The organism is Pseudomonas sp. GL_139_B, assembly GCF_057834475.1.
Genome location: NZ_CM174403.1, coordinates 4,687,351 through 4,705,637, shown reverse-complemented (window position 1 = coordinate 4,705,637; position 18,287 = coordinate 4,687,351). Strand labels below are relative to the sequence as shown.

Sequence of the window (18,287 nt, the reverse complement as noted above, 5' to 3'; positions counted from 1 at the left end):
GCCGCCGGTCGGTACTGTCCAAAACCTCGGCTGAACGGCTACGCCCTGTTTCGGTCACAAACCAAGAGGGCCCTCTCCAATAACGCGGTCTGGAGGTTGAAACAGGATGACAACTTATAACTGGGATTTGATTGAACGCTTGCTTCACGAGGTGCAAAACGGTGCCAGCAGCTTCACGCCGCGGCCCTATGCCGAGCAGTACGTGGCGGAGAAAACGGCGGAAGGTGAGCAGACGGAAAACCTGGATCACCTCAAAGCAGTGGCCGGCGAGTACGAAAAGTTACTGCTGGGACGTGGCTACATAGAGCCTCGGCCAGAGGAGCAAGGCGGTACCGGCTCGAATTACATTTTGACGATGCGCGGCTCCAGTTTATTGAGCCTGATCGACAGCAGCATTCCGGGCAACGACCATCCGCGGCAGGTGCTGGATGAGCAGGAGGATGCACTGGATGAAGTGACGTTTGATGACGTGGCATCGAGAGCGCAGATTGCCTGAACATCGCGCATAACATTGTGGGAGCGAGCCTGGTCGCGAAGGCGGCGTGTCAGTTCACGATTATGTCGACTGATACACCGTCTTCGCGAGCAGGCTCGCTCCCACAGGGGAGTTGTATTGAGGGTTAGTTTTGTTTGGCTGCCTTCAGGCACTTTAGATCGTTGAAGTCTTTGCGCACCCCTTCGATTTTCTTCAACAACCGCTGACGCTGGGCCGGTGTGCTTTCGGCCATCAAATCCACGATCAGCCCCCGGGCCTGGGCTTCTGTGTTGGCGTAGGCCTGGCGATAGGCCGGCGTCCACAAACTCTCGCGATTGACCAGAAGCGTCTCGATTTTCTGTGAGAAATCCGGACTATGGCGCTGGGCAACGGCCGCGCTGAATTGTGACTGCCAGTGCGCGCGGTTGGCGATCCATTGCGTATTCTGATCACCCAAGGCCTTCGACCAAGTGACCACCCGTTGTTGCTGGGTGGGGCTCAGCGGGCCAAGCCAGTCATCCAGACGTTTCTCCATGCGTTCGGCACGCTGTGTGATCTGCTGATCGAGGGACGGTTTGAGGTATTCCGCCTGCCGTTTGCGCAGGTCCTTGGCGAAGGCCTCATTCATTTCCGCAACTTGCTTGTCATCCAGCCCCTTTAACAATTCGACGGCCGACGGGGTGATTTCCCGGGCGGTCTGGGCGATGGCTGCTTTGGCTTCCTGCGTGCGAGTTTGCAGCGCGGCATCGGTGACCTGATTGGTTTCGACCATGGTTTGCAAGCGGTCCAGCCAATTCAGGTAACCCGGCAGTTGCGTGGTGCAATGCCAGCTAAGGTGCTCCTTGAGACGTTCGTTGAACCAGTCTTTCTGCTCGCCGCTCATGTCCAGATAGTCGCTGAGCGTCCATGGAATGATCACGTCGAGATTGCGGTAGGCCAGGCCCACTCGGCTGCACGCGCTGAACACGAGGCTCAGGGTGATCAGAACGGCGAAACGAATTAGCCAGCGCGACATGGGCAGATCCTTGCTTGGCGTAGGTTCTCATGTGAACGCAGGAGGGACCCGGCAGTTCAGCGGTTTAATAAAACGCGTGTTCAGCCTTGAGGGTGACCAGCCCGTCGCATTGGCTGTTGTGCCCGGAATAGGCCGAGCAGTTGCTGCCACTGAGACTTGAATCACTGTAGATCAGGTCCAGATCGATGCCCATGAACGGCCGGGAAAGTTGCACCGACCAATCAGTAAAACTGCCGATATACCCACTGTCGACCGAAACCGGTGTGTAGAGCTGGTGGGTGGTGTACTTCATGCTGATCCCGATGCCAAACGGTTGATTGCCACTGAGGTCGGCAAACAGTGTCCGGTTCAGTTTGTCCGGGTCGTTGCTGAAGGCGGCGCCAAAACGGCTGCCGAGCAGAGTCAGGCCGCCGAAGAGTTCCTGGCTGTCGAGGGTGTCCACTTGCGGATAGCTGTAGTGGATCATTCCCACTTCGTACCCGAGGGTTTGATCGAAGGGGTGTTTAAACCCTACGTAGGAATCCACTTCAAGGTTCTTGCCTGGACTCAACCCCATGCTCGGGGCCCATTGGCCGACATAGAAGCCGCTGTCGTGGGTCAGGTCGAGGCCACCATGGAATGAACCAGTACTGGAAGGCTTGACCAATCCCTGGGCCATGCTGCGGCTGGGCGTAGTGCCGAGCTTGAGGTCGAAGTCGCCCAGTTCACGCTGGAAGATTTGTGCGTTGGCGAGCGGACATGCCAGCAACATACAGAGCACGATGAGAGAGGACTTGAGCATGCGTCACTCCATTGACAGCGAGGAGCAGGAATCGAAAACCTGCTGAAACGCTTGTTCTAGACGTGCGCAAGCATACCGGCGAATGCTCGGCATCGAGAGCCGTTCGTCGATTTTTGAAATATTTGAATTTGTCGGGGTGTTGCAGGAGGGTTCCAGTCCAAGCGCTTCGAAGCTCAAAGCGCTTATGGACCAGTTGACGCGGCGGATCTTTGGGGGAAGTTACTTCTTGCCCAAAGTGATCTGCTTGGACGGGCCGAACGTCTGGCCGCTGACGCCTTTGGCAATTTGCTGGATTTCACCACCGGACTTGAGGAACGCAGCGATCTGGTTGTTGATCGATTCGCTGGTTTCAACGGCTGGAGCTGGCTTTGCTTTGCTGTTGGATGCTTTTACACGCATGGCGGCCATTAACCTGTAGAAAATTAACTTGGCCAGGCATCGTACAGGAAATACTTGACAATTGCTTGGCTAATATCCCCTCAAAATACGAATTGCAGGGTTGTAGTTTATCTCGGGCCATTCGCTGAAATAGGTCTCTAACCCGCTGTTTTATATAAGATCGTTGATAAAAATAGTCCTCGCCTGAATGGACTGGCAGGTGGCAAATTCACCTTGTCGGGCTGACGAGTGGCGAGGTCCTCGGAGCCAACGCCCAGGAAAATCAAGGTTTGCAGAGTATTTTCTTTCACCATCGGGCTGGCCAGCGAACGTCACCCGCAAAACCGGGTAGAATGCCGCCCACGTAATGAGGGTATTTGAAATGGCTTTAGTCGGGCGTTACAACAGTTTGCAAGTGGTTAAACACACTAACTTCGGTTTATATCTGGACGGTGGGGCGGATGGCGAAATCCTGTTGCCTAATCGTTATATCCCTAAAGATATTCCCAGCGAAGATGAAGACTGGCTCAACGTTTTTATTTATCTGGACAGCGATGACAAACTCATCGCAACTACCGAAAAGCCGAAAGTTCAGGTCGGTGAGTTCGCCAGTTTGAAAGTCGTTGAAGTCAACAGCATCGGCGTTTTCCTGGATTGGGGTCTGCCGAAGGACCTGCTGCTGCCGTACTCCGAAGAAAAACGCCAGATGACCGCCGGTGAGTATGTGGTGGTGCATGTCTACCTCGACAAGCATACCCGTCGTATCACCGCGACCGCGCGTCTGGATCGCTACCTGGACAAGACTCCGGCCAGCTACACCCCTGGCCAGGAAGTGGATTTGCTGGTGGCCGAAGCGACCGACATGGGCTTCAAGGCAATCATCAACAACAAGCACTGGGGCCTGATCCACAAGAACGAAATCTTCAAGTTCATGCGTGCCGGCAAAGAAGAGAAGGGCTTTATCAAAGAAGTCCGTGCCGACGGCAAGATCAGCCTGAGCCTGCAACCCGTAGGCGAAGAAGCCGCCACCAGCCTCAACTCGAAGATTCTGGCCAAGTTGCGTGAAAACAATGGCAGCTTGCCGGTCAGCGACAAGAGCGACCCAACAGTGATCAGCAGCATGTTTGGCGTCAGCAAGGGCAACTTCAAGAAAGCCATCGGTGCGCTGTACAAGAATGGCCAGATCGTCATTCACGCGGATCGCATTGAACTAAGCTGACCTCGCACCGGCCTCGTGTAACGCGGTTACATCGGGCTGGACTGTGATAAAAAGACCCGGCCCCTGTGCCGGGCTTTGTTTTTATTCTGCCGAGTTTCTGCCATGGATTGTGTTGTCGAGGTGTCACGGTGAGCCCCAGCCGGCGTAGCGCCGACGGATTTGCCCTGCAAGTGATGATCGGGTTGTGCCTGATCTGGGGCGTACAGCAGGTGATCATCAAGTGGGCGGCGCCCGACATCGCACCGGTCATGCAGGCGGTGGGGCGGTCGGGCATTTCCGCATTGCTCGTAGGATTGCTGATCTGCTGGAAAGGCGGCTGGGATCAGGTCGGCGCCACGTGGCGCGGCGGCTTGCTGGCCGGTGCGCTGTTTGGTCTGGAGTTCTTCTTCATCTCCGAAGGCTTGCAACTGACCACGGCGGCGCACATGTCGGTGTTCCTCTACACCGCGCCGATTTTTACCGCGTTGGGCGTGCATTGGTTGCTGCCGAGTGAGCGTTTAAGGCCTTTGCAGTGGCTGGGTATTTTCCTCGCATTCGTCGGGATCGCCATCGCGTTTGCCGGTGGCGTGTCCTGGGACAACCTCGATCACCGCATGTTGCTGGGCGATGCGCTGGGCGTACTGGCCGGCGCAGCGTGGGGCGCAACCACGGTAGTGGTGCGCGCTTCGCGCCTGTCGGAAGCACCGGTGACGCTCACGTTGTTCTATCAACTGATCGTCGGTTTCGTGGGCCTGGTGCTGATCGCGATCCTCAGCGGCCAGATCACTCACGTCAGCCTGACGGCGGTGGCGGTGACCAGCGTACTGTTTCAAGGGTTGGTGGTGTCGTTCTTCAGTTACCTGACCTGGTTCTGGCTGTTGCGTCGTTATCTGGCGGCGAACCTCGCGGTGTTCTCGTTCATGACGCCGCTGTTCGGCGTCACGTTCGGGGTGGTGTTACTGGGGGAAGAACTGAGCCTCAATTTTGTCATCGGCGCCGTACTGGTGCTGCTTGGCATCACGTTCGTCAGCGCTGAACAGTGGGTTCGCCGTCGTTTGCGCAAAGCGCTCGGGCAGCATTGACCGGGCGCAACAACAGGCTGCCGGCGATGAGCAATCCGCTGCCGGCAATGACCAAGGCGGCCTGCAGACTGCCACTGAAATGGCTGCTCAGGGCGGCCAGTAACGGCCCGGCGAGCTGACCCACGGCGAAGCATGCGGTCAGCAGCCCAGCGTTGCGTTGGGTGGCGTGGGGCGCCAGTTCGCGGGAACGTTGCATCACCAATTGCATGCAGGCCAGAAACGGCGTGCCGCACAGCAACACCCCCAGCGCCAGGCCCGTATCGCTGCCCAACAGGCAAGCGAAGACTCCGGCGGCTTGCAGCCATAAGGTGATCATCAGCCAATGGCGTGTGCCATTCAGGGACTGTCGACGCAGGCTCACCAGCACCACGCCGACAGCCGATGCCAGGCCGAAGCACGGCCAGAACAGGTCGGCCTGCCACTGTCCGTGAAACTGCGTGTTGGCCATTTGTGACAGGAACGTGGCGGGGATGATGTAGCCCAGACCGTACAAGCCATAGATCACACCCAGTCGAGCGATGCCCTGATTGTTCGACGTGACGGCAATGGGGGCGGTCGACGCTGTTGCCGCAGGTTGGGGCAGGAACGGCAAAATCCCCAGCAGCATCACCAGCGCTACGCCGGCATACACCAGCCACAACGTTGCGGAGGTTTGCCCCAGCAGGTTCGAACCCAGAGCCAATAAACCAGTGAGAAAAATCCCCAGACCCGGCCCGGCAAATACCAGCGCTCCCAACCTTGGACGACCGGCCGCTGCCGCCAATGGCTGGCTCAACGCAGTGATCATCACCAACACCCAGGCACTGGCCACGCCGGTGCCAAACCGCAACAGCAGATGCGCCCAGAACCCGTTGGCCCAGAACGACGCCAGGGTCAGCAGTACACAAAGCCACAATCCACCCAGCAGACGCTGACGGACTTGCGCCGGTCTGCGCGAGAACATCGCATCCAGTGCACCGACGAAGTAGCCAAGGTAATTGGCAGCGGCAATCAGGCCCGCCGCGGTCAGGTCGATCTGCCCTTCACTGAGCAAGTGCGGCATTTGCGGAGTCAGCGCGAAGCGCCCGATGCCCATGGCCATCATCAGGGCGATAAAACTGGCGAGCAAGCGAATCAGCGGGGACATAGTCTGAGTTCCGGTAAAGGATCAATGACCGTCAGGCTAGGACTGTTTGACTTTCTTTTAAAATGAATAATAGTGAGTAACTTGTTCTTTTTTGGAGATGGTCGTGGAATTCAGCCAATTACGCATCTTCCAGGCGGTGGCGCAGGAGGGTTCGATCACCCGTGCTGCCGAACGTTTGCATCGTGTGCCGTCCAACCTGTCGACGCGACTGAAACAACTTGAGGAGCAACTCGGTGTAGAACTATTCGTCCGCGAGCGTCAGCGTTTGCAGTTGTCGCCTGCGGGAAAAGTCTTGCTGGACTACACCGCCAAGCTGTTTGCCCTACATGACGAAGCCAGTGCAGCAGTGCAAGGCGGGCAACCGGCCGGGGACTTCGTGCTCGGCACCATGTACAGCACGGCGGCGATTCATCTGCCGCCCTTGCTGGCGGGGTATCACCGCCGTTACCCGGCGGTAAACCTGCAAGTGCAGTCGGGACCCAGCGGTGAACTGCTTGAAGGTCTGCTCAGTGGTCGGCTGGATGCGGCGCTGGTGGACGGCCCGCTGGAGTTCGCGGGGCTGGACGGCGTGCCGTTGTGCGACGAACGGCTGGTGCTGATCACTGAAATCGATCACCCTCCGGTACGCAGTGCATTGGATGTAGAAGGGCGCTCGGTGTTTACCTTTCGTCAGGGTTGTGCCTACCGGATGCGCCTGGAGGCCTGGTTCGCCCATGACCATGCGGCGATGGGCCGGGCAATGGAAATTGAATCCTATCCGGGAATGCTTGCGTGTGTGATTGCAGGCTCCGGTGTGGCGTTGATGTCGCAGTCGATGCTCGCCAGTCTGCCGGGCCGCGAAAGCGTGGCGGTGCACCCTTTGGCTGAACCATTTGCCAGCGCGACGACGTGGCTGATGTGGCGCAAGGGCATGGTCGGGGCCAATTTGAACGCGTGGATCGAGCAGCAGCAGGAGGTCTTTGCGCCGGCACCGATTCAGTCCCTGGCGATTGCTTGAACTAGCGGTCAGGTATTTTGTTCAATTCAGTAACAGATCATTGCGTCTTTTGATGAGCATTGCGTAGGACTTCGGACTATTATCAGTGCGAAGCGGCCTCAGAATTCCGGTCGCTCGGCACTACCCTGAAGGGGGCACCATGAAAGAGAAAATCCAAAACTGGCTGCACGATCTGGGTGTTGCACTCGGTTTGATCGAACCGCCTCTGCAGCCTGTGCCTATTCGTACGGACGACGAACAGCGCCGACGCCAGCAACGCCGCCGGTAACAGCGCGTAAGTGTGGCAGTTCACCTGTGATGAGGAGCTTGTTGTGGCGAGGGGGCTTGCCTCCGTTCGAGTGCGCAGCACTCGTAATTAGCCTAATGGGGTCTTCCTGATACAACTCAGGTGAATGGATTGGGGCCGCTTCGCGGCCCAACGGGGGCGAGCCCCCTCGCCACAAATGCACCTGCCACAAAAGGAGTGTTTGAAAACCCGTCTCAATGCCGCCCGATCTCAATCAAAAACCGACTCAAATCATTCGCCGTCCTGGCACTCTTGAGCAGCCGGTCTTCCTCCGCCGTAAACGCCGTCAACCCCAGCTCATCTTCCAGATGGAAGATCAGCTCTTCAATGTCCTCTTTATCCAATCCCAACTCCGCCAGGCTGGCATCGTCGCTGAAGTCATCCCGGCCCTCCAGCGCGCGGCTGACAAACTGGTGGACAGCGAGGCGAACGGCGGCTCTGTTCATGGTCGTTCTTCGAGGGCGATAGTGTTGTTGGCCCTGAGCTTGATTACAGCAGGCTTCAGCCGTGTGAACGCTGCCACTCGTCAATCATCGTGCGCAAATGCTCCCCGGAGAAACTCCCGAAATGCCCGCCATGCACCGTGCGCACAGGCAACTCACGCAGGCGTTGCAGGCTGCGGGCGTAGTCGTTGAGGTTGGAGTGGTAGGCGTCTTCGACCAGCGGGCCGTCGTAGATGATGTCGCCGCTGAACAGGGTCCCGGTCGCCGCTTCATACAGGCTGATACCGCCCGGTGAATGCCCCGGTGTGTGCAGCACCTGCAGCACGCGGTCGCCCAGGTCCAGCACATCGCCTTCTTCTATCAAACCCGTGGCCGGTGCGGCTTTGACCCGGTATTCGGCGTAGCACAACGGGCAATCGGGGTGAGCTTCGAACATGTCGTCGCCGACATAGGCTTTGCTCAAATCGTTGTCGCCGTCGGGTGCGGCGAGGATGTCCGCCTCGGCCGGGTGCACCAGCCGTTCAGGAAATTCATGATGCCCGGCAATGTGGTCGAAATGGCAATGGCTCGCCACTGCCACCAGCGGCCTTTCGGTGATCCAGGGCAGTTGTTCGCGCAGGCTGACCAGCCCGGAACCGCTGTCCAAGAGTAAATCCTTGTCGCGACCCTGTATGTGCCAGAGGTTGCAGCGATAGAAAGGCCGGATGTAGGGCTCGTGAATCAGGCGAATGCCGTCGCTGAGTTGTTTCACCTCGAACCACAAATCGCGGTCGACGATTTTCATAAACACTTTTCTCCAGACGAAAAAAACGGGTGTGGCAACCGACGCCACACCCGCCGAAGAAAGCATCAAGTTGTTATGTTCAGCTTAGGCGGCACTGGCCTGAGTTGCCGGGCTACGGGACATCAGGCTGACCAGTACGAAGCTCACCAGACCAACGCCGAGGCTGTAGTAGATCGGGGTGTTGGCATCCAGGCCGTCCTTGAACATGAACACCAGCGCAGTGGCGAAGCCCATGCCCATGCTGGTGATCGCGCCGGCGGTGGTTGCGCGTTTCCAGAAAATCGCACCCATCAGCGGGATCAGCATGCCGCCCACCAGCAGGTTGTACGCCAGGGTCAGGGCGCTGATCACGTCATTCACGACCAGAGCGATGCCGAGTACGACGATGCCGGTCAACAGGGTGAACAGGCGGTTGATGCGCAGGCTTGACGGTTTACCGCCACGCAGTTTCGGCAGCATATCTTCCGTCAGGGTCGTGGCCGCGGCGAGCAGGCCGGCGCTGGCGGTGGACATCATGGCGGCCAGGGCAGCGGCGATTACCAAGCCACGGATACCGTCCGGCAGGGACAGTTTGACGATGGCGGCGAAGGCGTTGTTGACGTTGTCCAGGTCCGGGATCAGCACGTGAGCAGCCATGCCGATCAGCGCGCAGGCCAGTCCGTAGAGGATGCAGTAGAAGCCGGCGAACGTACCGGCGACCTGGGCCACTTTGGCGGTCTTGACGGTGAACACACGCTGCCAGATGTCTTGACCGATCAGGATCCCGAAGAAGTAGATCATGAAGTAGGTGATGATGGTGTCCCAGCCAATCGTGGTGAAACTGAAGGCGGTGGCCGGCAATTTCAACACCAACTCATCCCAACCGCCAACGCGATACAGACAGATTGGCAACAGGATGAACATCAGGCCCACGGTCTTGATCACGAACTGGACAATGTCGGTCAGGGTCAGGGACCACATGCCGCCGATCGCGGAGTAGATCACCACCACACCGCCGCCGAGCAATACCGAGACCCAGAACGGCAGGCCGAACAGCACTTGCAGCACGGTGCCGATGGCCAGGATCGAGGTCACGCCGATCATCAGCGCATACGCCAGCATGATTATTGCGCTCGCGGAGCGGGCCATCGGGTTGTAGCGTTTTTCCAGCACTTGGGTAACGGTGTAGATCTTCAGTTTCAGCAGCGGTTTGGCGAGGAACAGGTTCAGCGCCACGATCCCGCAACCGAGGGCCGCGCAGAGCCAGAAACCGGAAATGCCATGGACGTAGCCCAGACGTACGGTGCCGACGGTGGACGCGCCGCCCAGAACGGTGGCGGCCATGGTGCCCATGTACAGGCTTGGGCCGAGGTTACGACCGGCGACCAAAAAGTCTTCGTTGGTCTTGGCCTTGCGCATGCCGTAGTAGCCGAGTATCAGCATCGCGGCGGCGTAGATGAGTACGACGAATAAATCCAAAGCCATTATGGCGTGTCTCCGATTGTCTTTTTTATAGTGAAACAAAGGTGTTTCTGTTCTCTGTGGGCGCAAGCCTGCCCGCGAATACGGTCTTTCGGTCACATCGCAGTTGGATGTGCCGCCGTTATCGCGAGCAGGCTCGCTCCCACAAGGGAAAGGTTGTCAGGTTGACTGACGCAGTTCAGGTTTTGCCGTGGTGCTGGTGATCACGCACGTTCGTGAGCCATCCTTAGCGGTGGACCACACCCGGCAGTACGCAGAGCATTTCGTATAGCAGGTTGGCAGCCAGCAGCGAGGTGTTGCCGGTGGTGTCATAAGCGGGCGAGACTTCTACCAGATCGCAACCGACCAGGTCGAGGCCTTGGCAGCCGCGAACGATTTCAATCGCTTGAATGGTCGTCAGACCGCCGATTTCCGGGGTGCCGGTGCCAGGCGCCCAGGCCGGGTCGATGCCATCGATGTCGAAACTCAGGTACACCGGACCGCCACCGACTTTCTCGCGAACTTCGGCCATCAATGGCGCCAGGGATTTGTGCCAGCACTCTTCGGCCTGAACCACGCGGAAGCCCTGATTGCGGCTCCAGTTGAAATCGTCAGCGGTGTAACCCTGAGCGCGCAGGCCGATTTGCACTACGCGATCGCAATCCAGCAGGCCTTCCTCGACAGCGCGGCGGAAGGTGGTGCCGTGGGCGATTTTCTCGCCGAACATGTGATCGTTCACATCGGCGTGCGCATCGATGTGCACCAGGCCGATCTTGCCGTGCTTTTTATGAATGGCACGCAGGATTGGCAGGGTGATGGTGTGGTCGCCGCCCAGGGTCAGGGGGATCACATCGTGCTCGAGGATTTTGTGGTAGGACTCTTCGATGATCCGTACCGCGTCCAGCAGGTTGAACGTGTTGATCGCGATGTCACCGATATCGGCAACGGACAGCGAATCGAACGGAGCCGCGCCGGTCGCCATGTTGTACGGGCGGATCATGACCGATTCAGCGCGGATTTCGCGAGGTCCGAAACGGGTGCCTGGGCGCAGCGAGGTGCCGATGTCCAGTGGCACGCCAACGAAGGCAGCGTCCAGACCGGCAGCGGTATCTAAATGGGGGAGTCGCATCATGGTGGCGATGCCGCCGAAGCGCGGCATTTCATTGCCGCCCAGTGGTTGGTGAAGAATCTTGTCCACGGGTAGGGCCTCATCGTCGTTGTTTTATTTATGTCGGTTGCACAGTTCATGAAAGACACAGGCACCGTTGTGGGGCGATTCTGCGAAATGTAGTGGCCGGGAAGAATCGCTACGGGCAAATACTTAGTTCAGATTTTTCTAAACTAATGGCGGAAGCGGAGATAGACTTGATGCCGCGTGTAGAACCCGCATCCCCTGTAGGAGCGGGCTTGCCCGCGAAGGCGGCGTGTCAGGCGACATTTTTATCAACTGATACACCGCCTTCGCGGGCAAGCCCGCTCCTACATGGATTGTGTTTCCTTGTGACTGGAGTGCCTCATGGCCAACGCTTTACCCGACCTGAAACTATTGCGAATCTTCGTCAGCGTGGTCCGTCATCAAGGGTTCGCCAACGCCCAGCAAGAACTCAACCTCTCGACATCGGCCATCAGCACCTACATGAGCCAGCTTGAAGCGGCCCTCGGTCTGGTGCTCTGCCATCGCGGTCGTGGCGGGTTCAGCCTGACCAGCAAGGGCGAACTGTTTCATCAGGAAACCCTGCGTCTATTGGGCGAGCTCGAAGGCTTCGAGCAATACGCCGCAGCGCTCAAGGGCGAACTGCGTGGCACGCTGAACCTCGGCGTGATTGACTCAACCGTCAGCGACAAGGCCTTGCCCTTCGCCGAAGCCATCGGCGCCTACAGCCAGGAACACCCGGCGGTGCATTTGCATTTGTCGGTCATGAGCCCGTACGAACTGCAACTCGGCGTGCAGGACAATCGCCTGGACCTGGCCATCGGTGCGTTCTCCACGCGCATGAGCGGCCTGGTCTATATGCCGCTTTACCGCGAGCAGCACTGGCTGTATTGCAGCAGCCGGCATCCGCTGTTCACCGAGCGGCGTATCCCCGAGCAAGTCATCACCCAGCAACGGATGGTTGGCCGGGGTTACTGGAGCCAGGCGGAATTGGCGCGGCACGGTTTCAAACACAGCGCGGCGACGGTGGAGAGTATGGAGGCACAACTGATCCTGGTGCTGTCCGGCGCCTACATCGGTTACCTGCCGGAGCACTATGCTCAGGCATGGGCGGACAAGGGCGATTTGCGTGTGCTGCTGCCGGCGACCTTTGGTTATCAGGCGCCGTTTTCGATGATCGTGCGCCGTGGCCGCAGTCGCGAACCACTGATCCAGACCTTTCGCGATTTGCTCAAAGCACAACTGAATCAGGCTTGATCCATGTCCAGAATCCAGTGTCCCCGTTGCCTGCGCCCGCAAACTCATTGTTTGTGCCCGCTGATCCCGAGCCTCGACAGCCACACGCGGGTGTTGCTGTTGCAGCATCCCAGCGAAGTGAATCACGCACTGAACACCGCGCGGTTGGCAGCGTTGGGCTTGAACAATGCCGAGCTGATCGTCGGTGAAGTTTTCGAGGATTTGCCGGTACTGTTGAATCAACCGGGGTATCAGGCGCGGTTGTTGTTTCCGGGCGAGAATGCGCAGCTGATGCCAACGTATACGGCGAGTGACGAGCCACTGTTGCTGGTCGTCCCGGACGGCACCTGGCGCAAGGCGCGCAAGTTGCTGCACCTCAATCCACTGTTGGCAGAATTGCCAAGAGTGACTTTGGCGAACGGCGGGGTGTCTCGCTATCGATTGCGCAAGGCACCGGGGCCGGGGGCGTTGTCGACGGTGGAGGCGATTGTGCAGGCGCTGCAAACGCTGGAAGCACCGAGTACGTTTGAGCCGTTGTTGAAACCGTTCGAGGCGTTGATCGAGGGGCAGATTGCGGCGATGGGGGAGGAGACCTTCCAGCGTAATCATGGGCCGAAATGATCGGCGTTTGTCAGGGCCTCTTCGCGGGCAAGCCCGCTCCCACAGGTTCAGTGGCATTCGCAGATTTTGTGCACGCCACGGGCACTGCGGGAGCGGGCTTGCCCGCGAAGACGGCGTTTCGATCACCGCAATCTTAGTAGAGTGACTACCTTTCCCGCATCGCCTCGGTCCGGGCTTTAAGCACCGGTTTGAGCAGGTAATCCAGCACGCTCTTCTCACCCGTAATGATGTCCACCGTGGCAACCATCCCCGGAATGATCAGCAACGGTTTCACATCCCCGCCCAAGTGGTTTTTATCCGTGCGAACCTGAATCAGATAAAAGCTGTTGCCCTTGTCGTCGGTGATGGTGTCGGCGCCGATCAATTCGAGTTTGGCGCTCAACCCGCCATAAATCGTGTAATCGTACGCACTGAACTTGACCATCGCTTTCTGCCCCGGATGCAGGAACGCCACGTCCTGTGGCCGCACTTTGGCTTCGATCAGCAAGTTGTCTTCCAGCGGCACGATTTCCACCATGTCGCTGCCGGGTTGAACCACGCCGCCGATGGTATTGACCTTCAACACTTTGATAATGCCGTGAACCGGCGACACCACCGTCGTGCGCGTCACGCGGTCATCGATGGCAATACTCGATGCGGTTATTTTAGACAGGTCGGTGCGTTTCTCATTCAGTTCCTTCGCCGCGTCGGAGCGGAAGGATTGTTCCGACTCGTCAATCTTGCTTTTGATCTCGTTGATCGCCGATTCCGCCCTGGGAATCGCCAGCGTCGTTGCATTCAGCGAGCCGCGAATCTCCACCGCGCTGCGTTTGAGGCGCAGGATTTCCACCGGTGAAACCGCGCCGGTGCCGACCAATGGCGTGGACATGTTCATCTCTTGTTGCAGCAGCGCCAGACTGGAGCTGAACTGACCCTGTTTAGAACGGAACTCCGCCAGTTCCTGGGTCTTTTGCCGAAGTTGTTCGCTCAACGTGCGTTGCTCACTGGCGAGTCGACGCTGACGTTGTTCGTACAGCGAGCGCTCGTCCTCGGCCACTTGCGGTGCCTTGGCGATCACTTCATCTGACAGCTTGAAGGGGCGTCCTTCCGCTTCTGCCGACAGCCGCTCAACCTGCGCCGTCAGGGCATAACGGTCCGCTTCGCTCTCGCCCTTGTTCGACAGAAACCGCGTGTCATCCAGGCGCAGCAACGTGTCGCCCTTGTTTACCATTTGCCCTTCGCGAACGAAGATCTCGGTGACGATGCCGCCCTCCAGGTTCTGGATCACCTGGACTTTGCTCGACGGAATCGCCTTGCCTTCGCCCATGGTGACTTCTTGAAGCACCGCGAACTTGGCCCACACCACCGCACTGATAATCAGCCCCGCCGCCAGCCACACGGTAATCCGTGACCAGCGGGGGGAATCCTGCAGCGAGGCGCTGGCCGTTTCCGGCATGAACTCACTCTCGGCGGTTTTGCCGAAGCTGCCGAAGTAGCCGCGGTCCTTGGGTTTGTCGGATGATGAACGGGCCATGGGGCGCTCCTAGACAGCAGCAGAGCCGACACGGCCCTTGCGCAATGCATCGATAACCGCTTCCTTCGGACCGTCGGCGACGATCCGCCCGTTATCCAGCACGACCAATCGATCCACCAGGCTGAGCATCGACGTGCGGTGAGTGACCAGCAGCAGGGTTTTGCCCTGGACCCAAGTGTGGAGTTTTTGTCGCAGAACGTCTTCGCTACTGTTGTCCATGGCGCTGGTCGGTTCGTCGAGCAGCAGAATCGGCGGATCGAGCAACAAGGCCCGCGCCAGCAATACCGCCTGACGCTGCCCTCCGGACAGCAACTGCCCGCGCTCGCCCACCGGCCGGTCGAAACCCTGAGGGTGCTGGCGCGCCAATTCGGTGACGCCGGTCAGTTCGGCGACTTCGAGCATCCGTGAATCACTGATGTAGCGGGCGCCCAGGGTCAGGTTATCGCGCAGGCTGCCGGCCAGCAGCGGCAGGTCATGGGCGACATAACCGATCTGTTGGCGCAGGTCCGCGACATCCAGTTGCCGCAGGTCCAGACCGTCGAGCAGTAACTGGCCTTCTTCCGGCACGTAGAACCCCATCACCAGTCGCGCCAGGGTGCTTTTGCCCGAACCACTGCGACCGATGATGCCGATGCGTTCGCCCGGCTTCATGCTGAAGCTGACGTTGGCCAGTGCTGGTGCGTTCTGGCCGTTGTAGTGAAAGGTCACGCCGCTGACGTCGAGCGCGCCTTGCAGTTGTGTGCGCTCCAGCGGCCGCTGTTTCGCGTCGCGTTCCTGTGGCAACCCCATCAGCGCATCGGTGCTTTTCATGGTCAGTTGCGCTTGCTGGTAGCGAGTGATCAAACCGGCAATCTGCCCCAGTGGCGCGAGCACGCGGCTACCGAGCATATAAGTCGCCACCAGCGCCCCCACACTGAGGTTGCCGGCGATGATGCTGTAGACCCCGGCGACGATGGTCGCCATGCCGGAGAATTGCTGGATGAACAAGGTGCCGTTGGTGGCTACCGCCGAGAGATTGCGCGCGTGGCTGTCGAGGCGGGTCAGGGCGCCGTGGGTGCTTTCCCATTTATGCTGGCGCTCGCTCTCGGCGCTACAGGCCTTGAGGGTTTCCAGGCCGCCGAGGGTTTCGATCAGCAACGCCTGGCGTTCGGCGCCCAGGCTCAGGCTTTTTTGCACGGTGTCGCGCAGGCGCACCTGGATTACCATCGCGAAGATGATCGTGATCGGAAACGCCAGCAACGGAATCACCACCAGCCAGCCACCGAGCAAGCCGATCACCACCAGCATCAATACGGCGAAGGGCAGATCGATCAGGCTGGTCAAGGTGACGGCGGTAAGAAATTCCCGCAGGCCCTGGAAGTCATGAATGCTCTGGGCAAAGCCGCCGATGGTTGCCGGGCGGGCTTTCATCGACATGCCGGTGATGCGCTCGAACAAGGTCGCCGACAGGATTACGTCGGTTTTCTTCCCGGCGGTGTCTAGCAAATGGGCGCGCACGACTCGCAGCACCAATTCGAATCCGGTACCGATCAGCAAACCGATCGATAGCACCCACAAGGTCGAGGTGGCCTGATTCGGCACCACCCGGTCGTAGGTCTGCATCACGAACAGCGGCACCATCAACCCGAGCAGGTTGATCAGAAAGCTCGCCAGAATCGCATCGCTGTACAGCCATTTCGACAGTTTCAGCGTGTCGCGAAACCACGCTTCGACGCGCGGTACCAGGGGCGAGCGCAAGTCTTCGAGTTCGTGGCGTGGCCGGGCAAACAAGGCCTGGCCACTGTAATTTTCGGCCAGCTCATCCGTACGGACCCATTGTTCACCGCCGTCGGCTTCGCTGGGCAGGATCAACGCCTGACCGTCATCGCCGAAGCGGCGCAGGATGGCCGTGCGGCCGTTAGTGAGGATCAACATCACGGGCAGGTTGAGGGCGCTAATATCGCCCAGTTCACGGCGCAGCAAACGCGCCTGCAAACTGGCCCGGGCCGCTGCGCGTGGCAGCAGGTCCAGGCTCAAGCGTTGTTTGTTCAAGGGGAGCCCAGCACTCAGGCTGGCGCGACTGACAGTCGCGCCGTGGAGTTTGCAGAGAATCAACAGACCGTCCAGAAGCGGGTCATCGAAGCTCAGGCGCGGATCGACACCGGTGTTGCCGGATTCCATGCTGGTCACATTGATCGCTCCCAGTGAGCTACTTCATTTCAGGCAAATGAGCTTCGTTCTTCACTTCAGAGGAGGCGATTGTATCGGCAGGCAACACGACCCGTTGCTTGCTTAGCAACTCACCCATACCGGCCAGCACGCGGTACATCGAGAACTCCTCGGTGTAGCGCACTTCGGTGTAGCGGCGGTTAGCGTTATAGAGCTCGTTTTCACTGTCGAGCAAGTCGAGCAGTGACCGCTGACCCAGACCGAACTGGTCCTGATACGCAATGCGCACGCGTTTACTGGTTTCGGCGTATTCGCGCGCGGTAGGGGTTTGTTTCTTCGCATTGACCATGGCGTTCCAGGCCAGGTTAATGTTCTCGTTGAGCTGGCGCAGGGCGTTGTTGCGGATGTCCATCGCCTGGTTGATCTGGTGCGCATCGGAGGCCAGGCGCGCCTTGTCACTGCCGCCGCGGAACAGGTTGTAGTTCATCACCACGCCCACGCGCCACTCATTGTCGTGACCTTCATCGCCCTGCACGTTGTTGTTTGCGCCCACCGCGGCTTCAGCGTCGAGGCGTGGGTAGAACGGCGATTTGGCGACTTCGTACTGGCTTTCGGCCGATTGCACGTCAGCCTGGGCGGATTTCAAGAACGGGTTGTTGGTCACCATGCTCTGCTGGGCTTCCGGCAGGGTGGCGGGCACTTCGCCGCGGGTCGATGGTGGCGTTTCGAGTTCATCCGGCAGGCGCCCTACGACGCTGAAGAAGTTCGACTCGGCATCCGCCAGGTCGACTTCAGCGGTATCGAGGTTGTTTTGCGCCAGTGCCCGGCGCGCGCCGGATTGATCGGAGTCGGCGTTACTGCCGACGCCGCGCGCGGTGCGCAGGCCAATCTGGTCGTTGACGCGCAAGTGGGCTTGCAGGTTGTTCTTGGCCAGGGTCACCAGTTCGCGGCGCTTGAGCACTTCGAGGTAAACCTCGATGGTGCGCAGGGCCAAGTCCTGGGCGGTGCCTTGTGCGTAATAGGCCCGGGAGTTGACCACGCCTTCGGTGCGTTTAACTTCGTTCGAGGTGCTGAAACCGTCGAACAGCATCTGCCGCAAGCGTAATTCCGACTGGGTGTAATTAAGGGTTTCGGTGTTGTGTTTGCCTAATGCCCGGGTGTTGGTGTTATCGCTGTACCCGCGTCCGTAGGCACCCGTCAGATCAACCGTTGGGTAAAAACCCCCTTTGGCAACATTCACCTGCTCATCCGCGGACAGGCGCGAGTCCACCCGCGAGGCCAGTTCCGGATGGGTAGCGATGGTGCTTTGGATTGCCTCGGTCAACGTCATGGCTTGAGCGCTGGAAGAGCAGGCAATCGCCAGCAGAACCGCGCTGCAAAGGGGGGTTAAAACGCGCATGGGTGTATCTCCCTGAATTCCTGATGGTGCTTATTAGTCGTCAATTAATTGACGGCATTTATAGTTAAAATCGTTTCACCCTTGTAACAACAGAGCTAAGAACATTCTAGAGGATAGCTAAGAAATATTTCTCATTACTTTTATGCCAAAAAAAACTTATGCCGTCAGCAAAATCCAGCACATTGTTCAATACGAAAGCCTTTGAATTATCG

General features: G+C 58.8%; 18 protein-coding genes. 7 read left to right on the top strand and 11 right to left on the bottom strand.

What is annotated here, in order from left to right:
- The first annotated feature begins 106 nt into the window (after positions 1-106).
- Positions 107-496: a transcriptional regulator gene (locus AC3ISI_RS21535; protein ID WP_452627739.1), complete on the top strand. Its 390-nt coding sequence runs from the start codon at positions 107-109 to the stop codon at positions 494-496.
- A gap of 124 nt (positions 497-620) precedes the next feature.
- Here the strand turns inward: AC3ISI_RS21535 and AC3ISI_RS21530 are convergent, their stop codons facing one another.
- The 3 genes from AC3ISI_RS21530 to AC3ISI_RS21520 form a co-directional block, all read right to left on the bottom strand.
- A complete protein-coding gene (locus tag AC3ISI_RS21530; RefSeq protein WP_489333705.1) occupies positions 621-1,490 on the bottom strand; it encodes a DUF6279 family lipoprotein in 870 nt (289 codons plus the stop codon).
- A 64-nt stretch (positions 1,491-1,554) separates the two neighbouring features.
- The gene (locus AC3ISI_RS21525) at positions 1,555-2,271 is read right to left on the bottom strand and encodes a TorF family putative porin (RefSeq protein ID WP_489333704.1); all 717 of its coding nucleotides are present in this window, start codon (positions 2,269-2,271) and stop codon (positions 1,555-1,557) included.
- A gap of 219 nt (positions 2,272-2,490) precedes the next feature.
- Positions 2,491-2,679 (bottom strand): hypothetical protein, encoded by a 189-nt coding sequence (locus AC3ISI_RS21520; RefSeq protein WP_017337097.1) that lies wholly within the window; start codon positions 2,677-2,679, stop codon positions 2,491-2,493.
- 352 nt (positions 2,680-3,031) lie between these two features.
- Here AC3ISI_RS21520 and AC3ISI_RS21515 point away from each other — a divergent pair, with 352 nt between their 5' ends.
- Entirely contained in the window at positions 3,032-3,868 is an 837-nt protein-coding gene (locus AC3ISI_RS21515; protein ID WP_489333703.1) for a CvfB family protein, read from the top strand.
- 128 nt (positions 3,869-3,996) lie between these two features.
- Positions 3,997-4,929 (top strand): DMT family transporter, encoded by a 933-nt coding sequence (locus tag AC3ISI_RS21510; protein ID WP_489333702.1) that lies wholly within the window; start codon positions 3,997-3,999, stop codon positions 4,927-4,929.
- On the opposite strand, the gene AC3ISI_RS21505 is transcribed toward AC3ISI_RS21510, so the two are convergent.
- Positions 4,874-6,055 carry an MFS transporter gene (locus AC3ISI_RS21505; protein ID WP_489333701.1) on the bottom strand — a complete coding sequence of 394 codons (1,182 nt, stop codon included), beginning with the start codon at positions 6,053-6,055 and terminating at the stop codon, positions 4,874-4,876. The two genes, AC3ISI_RS21510 and AC3ISI_RS21505, sit on opposite strands and share 56 nt — an antisense overlap.
- Before the next feature lie 103 nt (positions 6,056-6,158).
- Between AC3ISI_RS21505 and ptrR the strand changes: the two genes are divergently transcribed.
- Together ptrR and AC3ISI_RS21495 are read left to right on the top strand one after the other, a co-directional pair.
- On the top strand, positions 6,159-7,052 hold the full coding sequence (gene ptrR / locus AC3ISI_RS21500; RefSeq protein WP_489333700.1) for a putrescine utilization regulator PtrR: 894 nt from the start codon (positions 6,159-6,161) through the stop codon (positions 7,050-7,052).
- A 139-nt stretch (positions 7,053-7,191) separates the two neighbouring features.
- Positions 7,192-7,320, top strand: coding sequence for a PA1414 family protein (locus AC3ISI_RS21495; RefSeq protein ID WP_007914492.1), 129 nt, complete (start codon positions 7,192-7,194; stop codon positions 7,318-7,320).
- Positions 7,321-7,532: 212 nt separating this feature from the next.
- On the opposite strand, the gene AC3ISI_RS21490 is transcribed toward AC3ISI_RS21495, so the two are convergent.
- The 4 genes from AC3ISI_RS21490 to speB all read right to left on the bottom strand — a co-directional run bounded on the left by AC3ISI_RS21490 (position 7,533) and on the right by speB (position 11,203).
- Positions 7,533-7,784 carry an acyl carrier protein gene (locus tag AC3ISI_RS21490; RefSeq protein ID WP_489333699.1) on the bottom strand — a complete coding sequence of 84 codons (252 nt, stop codon included), beginning with the start codon at positions 7,782-7,784 and terminating at the stop codon, positions 7,533-7,535.
- Between the two features lie 55 nt (positions 7,785-7,839).
- On the bottom strand, positions 7,840-8,565 hold the full coding sequence (locus tag AC3ISI_RS21485; protein WP_489333698.1) for an MBL fold metallo-hydrolase: 726 nt from the start codon (positions 8,563-8,565) through the stop codon (positions 7,840-7,842).
- A gap of 84 nt (positions 8,566-8,649) precedes the next feature.
- On the bottom strand, positions 8,650-10,029 hold the full coding sequence (locus tag AC3ISI_RS21480) for a sodium:solute symporter family protein (RefSeq protein ID WP_489333697.1): 1,380 nt from the start codon (positions 10,027-10,029) through the stop codon (positions 8,650-8,652).
- A gap of 223 nt (positions 10,030-10,252) precedes the next feature.
- On the bottom strand, positions 10,253-11,203 hold the full coding sequence (speB, locus tag AC3ISI_RS21475; protein ID WP_027925808.1) for an agmatinase: 951 nt from the start codon (positions 11,201-11,203) through the stop codon (positions 10,253-10,255).
- Positions 11,204-11,521: 318 nt separating this feature from the next.
- Here speB and AC3ISI_RS21470 point away from each other — a divergent pair, with 318 nt between their 5' ends.
- Entirely contained in the window at positions 11,522-12,415 is an 894-nt protein-coding gene (locus AC3ISI_RS21470; RefSeq protein ID WP_007945995.1) for a LysR family transcriptional regulator, read from the top strand.
- A gap of 3 nt (positions 12,416-12,418) precedes the next feature.
- On the top strand, positions 12,419-13,015 hold the full coding sequence (locus AC3ISI_RS21465) for a tRNA-uridine aminocarboxypropyltransferase (protein WP_489333696.1): 597 nt from the start codon (positions 12,419-12,421) through the stop codon (positions 13,013-13,015).
- Between the two features lie 145 nt (positions 13,016-13,160).
- Here the strand turns inward: AC3ISI_RS21465 and AC3ISI_RS21460 are convergent, their stop codons facing one another.
- Genes AC3ISI_RS21460 through AC3ISI_RS21450 form a run of 3 tightly spaced genes read right to left on the bottom strand, consistent with a single transcriptional unit; the run spans position 13,161 to position 18,075 of the window.
- Complete coding sequence (locus AC3ISI_RS21460) at positions 13,161-14,528, bottom strand: HlyD family type I secretion periplasmic adaptor subunit (RefSeq protein ID WP_489333695.1); 1,368 nt, start codon at positions 14,526-14,528, stop codon at positions 13,161-13,163.
- 9 nt (positions 14,529-14,537) lie between these two features.
- On the bottom strand, positions 14,538-16,697 hold the full coding sequence (locus tag AC3ISI_RS21455) for a type I secretion system permease/ATPase (protein WP_489333694.1): 2,160 nt from the start codon (positions 16,695-16,697) through the stop codon (positions 14,538-14,540).
- 19 nt (positions 16,698-16,716) lie between these two features.
- On the bottom strand, positions 16,717-18,075 hold the full coding sequence (locus tag AC3ISI_RS21450) for a TolC family outer membrane protein (protein WP_489333693.1): 1,359 nt from the start codon (positions 18,073-18,075) through the stop codon (positions 16,717-16,719).
- Positions 18,076-18,287: the final 212 nt, after the last annotated feature.

Excerpts from the sequence above, each read along its gene's own strand:
- AC3ISI_RS21535 (WP_452627739.1), top strand. The coding sequence starts at position 107 with ATGACAACTTATAACTGGGATTTGATTGAACGCTTGCTTCACGAGGTG.
- AC3ISI_RS21530 (WP_489333705.1), bottom strand. The coding sequence starts at position 1,490 with ATGTCGCGCTGGCTAATTCGTTTCGCCGTTCTGATCACCCTGAGCCTC.
- AC3ISI_RS21525 (WP_489333704.1), bottom strand. The coding sequence starts at position 2,271 with ATGCTCAAGTCCTCTCTCATCGTGCTCTGTATGTTGCTGGCATGTCCG.
- AC3ISI_RS21520 (WP_017337097.1), bottom strand. The coding sequence starts at position 2,679 with ATGGCCGCCATGCGTGTAAAAGCATCCAACAGCAAAGCAAAGCCAGCT.
- AC3ISI_RS21515 (WP_489333703.1), top strand. The coding sequence starts at position 3,032 with ATGGCTTTAGTCGGGCGTTACAACAGTTTGCAAGTGGTTAAACACACT.
- AC3ISI_RS21505 (WP_489333701.1), bottom strand. The coding sequence starts at position 6,055 with ATGTCCCCGCTGATTCGCTTGCTCGCCAGTTTTATCGCCCTGATGATG.
- AC3ISI_RS21495 (WP_007914492.1), top strand. The coding sequence starts at position 7,192 with ATGAAAGAGAAAATCCAAAACTGGCTGCACGATCTGGGTGTTGCACTC.
- AC3ISI_RS21490 (WP_489333699.1), bottom strand. The coding sequence starts at position 7,784 with ATGAACAGAGCCGCCGTTCGCCTCGCTGTCCACCAGTTTGTCAGCCGC.
- AC3ISI_RS21485 (WP_489333698.1), bottom strand. The coding sequence starts at position 8,565 with ATGAAAATCGTCGACCGCGATTTGTGGTTCGAGGTGAAACAACTCAGC.
- AC3ISI_RS21480 (WP_489333697.1), bottom strand. The coding sequence starts at position 10,029 with ATGGCTTTGGATTTATTCGTCGTACTCATCTACGCCGCCGCGATGCTG.
- AC3ISI_RS21470 (WP_007945995.1), top strand. The coding sequence starts at position 11,522 with ATGGCCAACGCTTTACCCGACCTGAAACTATTGCGAATCTTCGTCAGC.
- AC3ISI_RS21465 (WP_489333696.1), top strand. The coding sequence starts at position 12,419 with ATGTCCAGAATCCAGTGTCCCCGTTGCCTGCGCCCGCAAACTCATTGT.
- AC3ISI_RS21460 (WP_489333695.1), bottom strand. The coding sequence starts at position 14,528 with ATGGCCCGTTCATCATCCGACAAACCCAAGGACCGCGGCTACTTCGGC.
- AC3ISI_RS21450 (WP_489333693.1), bottom strand. The coding sequence starts at position 18,075 with ATGCGCGTTTTAACCCCCCTTTGCAGCGCGGTTCTGCTGGCGATTGCC.